Annotated in this window: 3 protein-coding genes; all 3 read right to left on the minus strand. The window is 55.7% G+C overall.

The window, feature by feature from the left end:
* Positions 1 to 1,864: VaFE repeat-containing surface-anchored protein (locus tag HMPREF3149_RS13505; protein ID WP_210385384.1), on the minus strand; the 1,864-nt coding region annotated here is incomplete at its 3' end.
* 1,096 nt (positions 1,865 to 2,960) lie between these two features.
* On the minus strand, positions 2,961 to 4,310 hold the full coding sequence (gene purT, locus HMPREF3149_RS00020; RefSeq protein ID WP_070535457.1) for a formate-dependent phosphoribosylglycinamide formyltransferase: 1,350 nt from the start codon (positions 4,308 to 4,310) through the stop codon (positions 2,961 to 2,963).
* Positions 4,311 to 4,436: 126 nt separating this feature from the next.
* Positions 4,437 to 5,925: thrombospondin type 3 repeat-containing protein (locus HMPREF3149_RS13510; RefSeq protein WP_168162168.1), on the minus strand; the 1,489-nt coding region annotated here is incomplete at its 5' end.

Consider the following 5,925-nt stretch of genomic DNA (forward strand, 5'->3'; position numbering starts at 1 on the left):
CCTCGTGAGTGGTGATCAGGTTACCGTCACGCTCCTCATTCGGAGCATCCTTACCGTTTTCATCAACCTGCTTAGAGAACAACTTCTCAAAAGCAACAGCAGAAGCAGCAACACCCTCAAAGCTGTCATCAACAGTGATGTAAACAACAACCTCACCAGCAGAAGTCTTCGGAGTGAAAGTCTTCGAGCCCTCACCGATGAAAGCATGTGCATCATTATCTTCAGCAGCCTTGTTACGCAGCTGCGCCTTCAGGGTGTATTCCTTACCCGGAACCAAATCGGTGTACTTAACAGTGTCCTTGACAACTGCACCTGCAGAAATCTGCTTAGCATCACCAAGATCAGCAACCGTCTTAATAGACGGAGTCCACTCGGTGGTGTTCACAGTCTGGTCGCCATCGTTGATGTCCTCGTGCTTGGCAATCTCTACTTCTTCACCAGAGTTCGAGATGTCCTTGCCGTCAGCATCAACTTCTGCGGAGAACAGCTTCTCAAAGGCAACAGCTGCGCCAACGGCATTCTTCGCCTTGTCATTGACGGTGATTTTAACGTCTTCAGAACCAGCAGACTTCTCAGCGGTGAACTTATGGGTAGCCTCATCCAGAACAGTCGTGCCGTCTTCCTTAGAGATCAGCTTGGCCTTCAGGGTGTAGTTCTTACCCGGAACCAGGTCCTTATACGTCACAGTGTCAATAACCGTCGCGCCCTCAACAACGCGGTTACCCTCGGCAAGCTTGGCCACAGTGCCAATCTTCGGGGACCACTTAGTATAAACAGTCTGTGCCGGGTCATTAATCTCCTCGTGAGTGACGATCAGGTTACCGTCACCTTCAGCATTCGGAGCATCCTTACCCTCATCGTTGACCTCATGGGAGTAGAGGCGCTCGTAAGCAACCGCAGCAGCAATCGGGGTCTCGAGCTGCTTGTCGACGTCAATCTTGACCTCAACCTCACCAGACTCAGCGTCCGGGGTGAAGTCCACCAGCTCGCCATGGCCAACAACCGGGTAGTCACCATTCTCGTCAGCAACCTTGCTGCGCAGCTCAGCCTTCAGGGTGTACTTCTTACCCGGAACCAGGTCTTCGTAGCTCACGGTGTCAATAACGGTAGCGCCAGCAACAACCTGCTTGGCCTCGCCACCAAACTTAGCCTCAGTCTTAATGCGCGGCTTACGCGGAGTCTCGTTCTGCTCAGTCGACGGAGTCGGAGACGGCTCCGGAACAACATCAGTATTCGGAGACGTAGAAGGCTCGTCAGTCTCTTCCGTCGTTGAAGAGCTCGAAGTCTCAGACTTAGGAGTCTCAGAAGTAGGAGTTTCGTCGGAAGTCGTCTCCGTTGCAGGAGAAGTGGTCACCGTCTCAGTGTCTTCCGACGGAGTTGTAGTCGGGTTCGACGGAGTCTCTTTCTCCTCATCACCTGGGTTGTCGCCACCATCGCCGGGAAGACCAGGCTGATCGGGTGTGAAAACACGCTGAACATCGGACTTATAACCAGTCAGATCGCCGTTTGGGCCAACAATGGTAATAAAAACGCCCTCCGGCGCCTTGGGAATCTCAACGGAGGGGTCCTTTTGCAGCCTCCAAGGCTCATTAACCTCTACGCCAAATCCCGTAAGAGCCTTAAACTCCTCGAGATTTCCCCTGTATCCTTCATAGAAAGCCCCCACAACAATATCGACTTCCTTCAACTGAGGATTACTCGCGGCCTTTCGCGCCAGCTTTGCCGACGAGTTGTCGCCAATAAGCATCGAAAGATAGTAGGAAAGGTTCGATGCTTCCGCCTTGGCCTGAGCTTCTGCTTCGGCATCACCGTTAGCCCTAGCCTGCATGGCCCGGGAATAAGCATGCTTTAGTTTTGTAGCCACGTTGATGGCTGCATCCCTAATATCTTCTTGTGAAGCACCTGTGATTTCCGGTGAATTAGGAATCGGAGCCTTGCCAGCGTTTGCAAGATCAAACTTGTAACCACTCGCTTCTTTAGGAATGGGCTTAGGGGCATCAATGCACCAGCCCCAACCCATATTATTGTTAGGGTTACCAGTTTGGCCAAAGGAAGTACCTTCAGGAACCACCGGCTTTCCGCCCCAGACCAACGTTCCCCAGCTAGAGTCGAAACCCGGCTGCCTTAGCTCAGGGTCGCCAAGATCGTTATCGACTTGCATTTCACCCACACTAGTGGTGACTGCTCGCGCTCCAGGGACGGCGACCATGGCCGCAATTACCGCAATGGCAGTGAGCACCGCGGTAAAGACCATCCACCCCTCTCTGGAGATGTTTCTCAATCTACTCATCGTTTCCTCTTCGGATGTTGCAACTACTTACAATTTTTTCTGCACAGTGCCGGATGGCCGCTGCGACTATCTGAATTCTTGACGTGAAATTTCCACTCTGACCAGAAGAAATTCCCGCAGACTCTCGATCAACTCTTACAGTCCACTCAGCAGAGTATCACCGTCCTCAGGTCACTGCAAGAAAGATCATTGCTCTATAACCCTCATCTATACCGCTTTCAGCATGGTATTTCCGCAGCTAGATCCAGTTGGTAACACCTTTATGCCCCCAATATCGCCTACATGTTCGAACTCTACGAACGTCGCTCATATATGTAACGTCGAGAGTTTTTTAAGTTTAGAGGGATTTTTCCGGCTTAATTCCTAACTGTAAATTTTTAGCTTCAGCAGGGATTAATATGTTCGCTCATCCACAATTTGCGAGCCATGCCATAGTATGCATTCCAATAAATGGAGATGCCTACCAGTAAGCCGTTCTTATGGAAGTGGTTGAAGCGTCAATGTTTCACCGAACATGCGTTCCTATATATTCGCTCATTGCCCCACCAGCGGGCCCCGAGGCAAACACAAGGCGGCTGCGCCGAACGCGCAACCGCCAAAAAATAAGTACACAGCCCCGCCACTGCACTCAGGTTTTACCCCCATTGGCCAAACTTATACCCCCATTGGGCTAGTCATCCGCTGAGCGGGTGAGCTTTGGGTCAACGTCGATAACCGGCTCAGCAACCTCAAGAACCTCAATATCGGAGACGGGGGCTTCGCTAGGCTCAACATGCAGGGAGGAGCCTTCGCCGTGCTCACCAGGAGTTGGGCCCACAGTAATCTTGGACGCTGCCAGAGCGGCCCTGTCGCGAGCAGTCTCAACGTCCTCGGCTGTCGTGGCCACCATGCCCATGCGGCGGCCGGCATAGGCACCGGGCTTGCCGAAGAGGCGCACATCAGTCTCCTCGTAGGAGAGGGCGGCGTCGAGGCCGGTAAAGGAGACGTCGTCAAGCTCAGCGTCGGCGTGCAGAATGACCGCAGCACCAGGGCTGACCAACGTCACATCAATGGGGAATCCCAACATGGCGCGAACGTGCAGCTCAAACTCAGAGAAACGCTGTGTGTACCCCGTCAGCATCGCCGTATCCAGTGGACGCGGGGATACCGAAGAGAAGTAGACGTCATCGCCGGCCACAAAGAGCTCCACGCCGTAGACACCGCGCCCACCCAGCTCGTTGGATATACGCGCAGCCACGGAGCGCGCATTCGCCAGCGCATCTTCACTCATGGCCATGGGTTGCCAGGATTCTACAAGGTCACCATTCTCATGATGGTGGCCAATAGGTTCACTAAACCACGTGGCCATCTTGCCAGTAGCCGGGTCAATGGAGCGCACAGCCAGGAGCGTGACCTCATAATCAAAGTTCACGAAACGTTCCACCACCACGCGCTTGCGCTCCGGGGACACGTGACGCACCATGCCCCACGCTTCCTCCACGTCCTCCGCATGCTTGAGCAACACGTGCCCCTTACCGGAGGTCGTAATATCTGGTTTCACTATGCACGGCAGCCCCAACTCCCCTACCGCCTCTGCGAGCTCCTCAGGGGATTCGGCGAAACGGTACGCCGTTACGGGCAGGCCGATGCTGTCCGCCACGCCACGCACGCTCTCCCGGGACTGCGTAAGCTCGCACGCACGTGCAGAAGGCACGACGATGGAGTTCATCTCCTCCTCGATGCGGGCGAGCACCTCCACATTCACGGTCTCCACCTCGGGGACTACGTAGTCTGGGTGGATGCGCTGTGCCAATTCCCACACCTTGGCTGGGTCTTGGATGTCCGCGATGTAGCTAAAGTGCGCGAGCTGCTGGGCGGGCGCTCCTGCGTAGCGGTCCACGGCGTGAACTTCCAACCCTAGGTTCTGAAAGGCCACCACCAGCTGCTTTCCCAGCTCACCCGCCCCAAGAAGGAGCACCTTGGTGGCACTTCCTGTCAGCGGGGTTCCAATGTGGCCTGCGATATCGCCTGCGGTAGTCATTCTCGAATTATCGCACACTTTTGGTGCTGTACTGCTTGGCGACGTCCCCCAAAGATCCCCACACCCCCTTTCCCTCACCGCCGAAAGATGGCAGTGGGGAAAGGGGGTGTGGTTCACACGCGGTACTTACTTAGAGGAACCTTCCTCAGAAGCACCCGGTGCGCAGGCATCAGCCAGCAAGCCAATAGCCAGTGCACCAGCGGCAACCAGCGCTACCGAGCCAGCGGTAACGCCGAAGCGCTTGAGCTGAGTATTGATGCCAGCCATCTGGTCCGCCAGCGGACCGTTGAACACACCTGCCTGCATCTGCAGACGTGCGTTGATGTCAGCGATCTGCTTGTTAATCGGCGCAATGAAGTCCTTCAGACCCGGGATAGCCAGCTGGGAAGCCAAACCAACCGGGATGAGGAACAGCAGCGGCAGACCAACACCCAAGCCGGTCTCAATGCAGCGCTCAGAGGAGCCGAATTCCACATCCGGCTTAGGTGCCGGGGAGTCCGGGGTCGTGGATTCCTTCGGGGTCGCAACCTCGGAGTCCTCCTCACCCTCGTAATCCGTCACAGTGACCTTATCACCCGTAGCGATGTCCACCTTCGGGTCAAGGCTCCACTTGCCATTCTTATCGACGGCAACGTTCTCATCCTTGAGCTTTTCCTTGCCGTCCTTATCAGTGATGGTGACAGTGACAACAGTCTCCGGCGTAGCAGTGCCCTTGACCGTGGAGTCACCTTCCTTCACCGGTTCGACGTCGAGGACGTGGGACTCAGTGCCTTCGCCCTCAGAAGGCTTCTCCGGGGTGGTCGGCTTGGACGGAGCAATCGGCCAAGACGGACCCCATGGAAGACTCGGGTTCATCGGCTTCGTCGGGCGTCCGTCACCATTGCCGTTGTCCTCAGGTGCTTCAGCCCCCAGGACAACGACGCTTTGCTCGTTACCGGACTCATCGGAAACTGTGACCTTGTCACCCTTCTTCAGGTCAACCCCAGGCTTAACGCTCCAGGTACCGTCCTTACCGACGGTGACGGTCTTCTCAGTCTCCTTGCCCTTGGCATCAGTGACAGTAACCGTCAGCGTGGAACCAGGTTTACCGGTACCGGAGATCTTCTTGTCGCCTTCGGTGACGGTGTTGATGGAAGGCTTGATGGTTTCTGCACCATTCTCACCATCATCATCAGACGGGGAACCAACCGTGATGGTCTCAGAGTTACCCTTCTCATCCTCAACGGTGACCTTGTCGCCCTCTTCCACGCCCTTATCCGGCGTGACGGACCACTTACCGTCGTCATCAGTCGTGGCAGTGTCCTCGGACTTGGTATTGCCTTCGGGGTCCTTCACCGTGACCGTGACATCCGTACCCGGCGCAGCCTCACCGGAGATCTCCGTGTCACCTTCGTTAACTGGGTCAACAGACGGCTTCACGGTCTCCTCACCAGCGCCAGTGTCCCCACCGTTGCCAGTGCCTTCGCCTTCACCTGTGCCTTCGCCGGCACCGGGCTCATCAGCAGGCTTGTCCTTGACCGTCGGGTTGGTGCCGGCCTTGACCTCGTCACCATCGTTGACGCCGTCACCATCAGTATCAGCCTCATTCGGGTTGGTACCGATCTCAATCTCAGTA

The organism is Corynebacterium sp. HMSC05E07, assembly GCF_001807225.1.
Classification (GTDB): Bacteria; Actinomycetota; Actinomycetes; order Mycobacteriales; family Mycobacteriaceae; genus Corynebacterium; species Corynebacterium singulare.

Excerpts from the sequence above, each read along its gene's own strand:
- purT (WP_070535457.1), bottom strand. The coding sequence starts at position 4,310 with ATGACTACCGCAGGCGATATCGCAGGCCACATTGGAACCCCGCTGACA.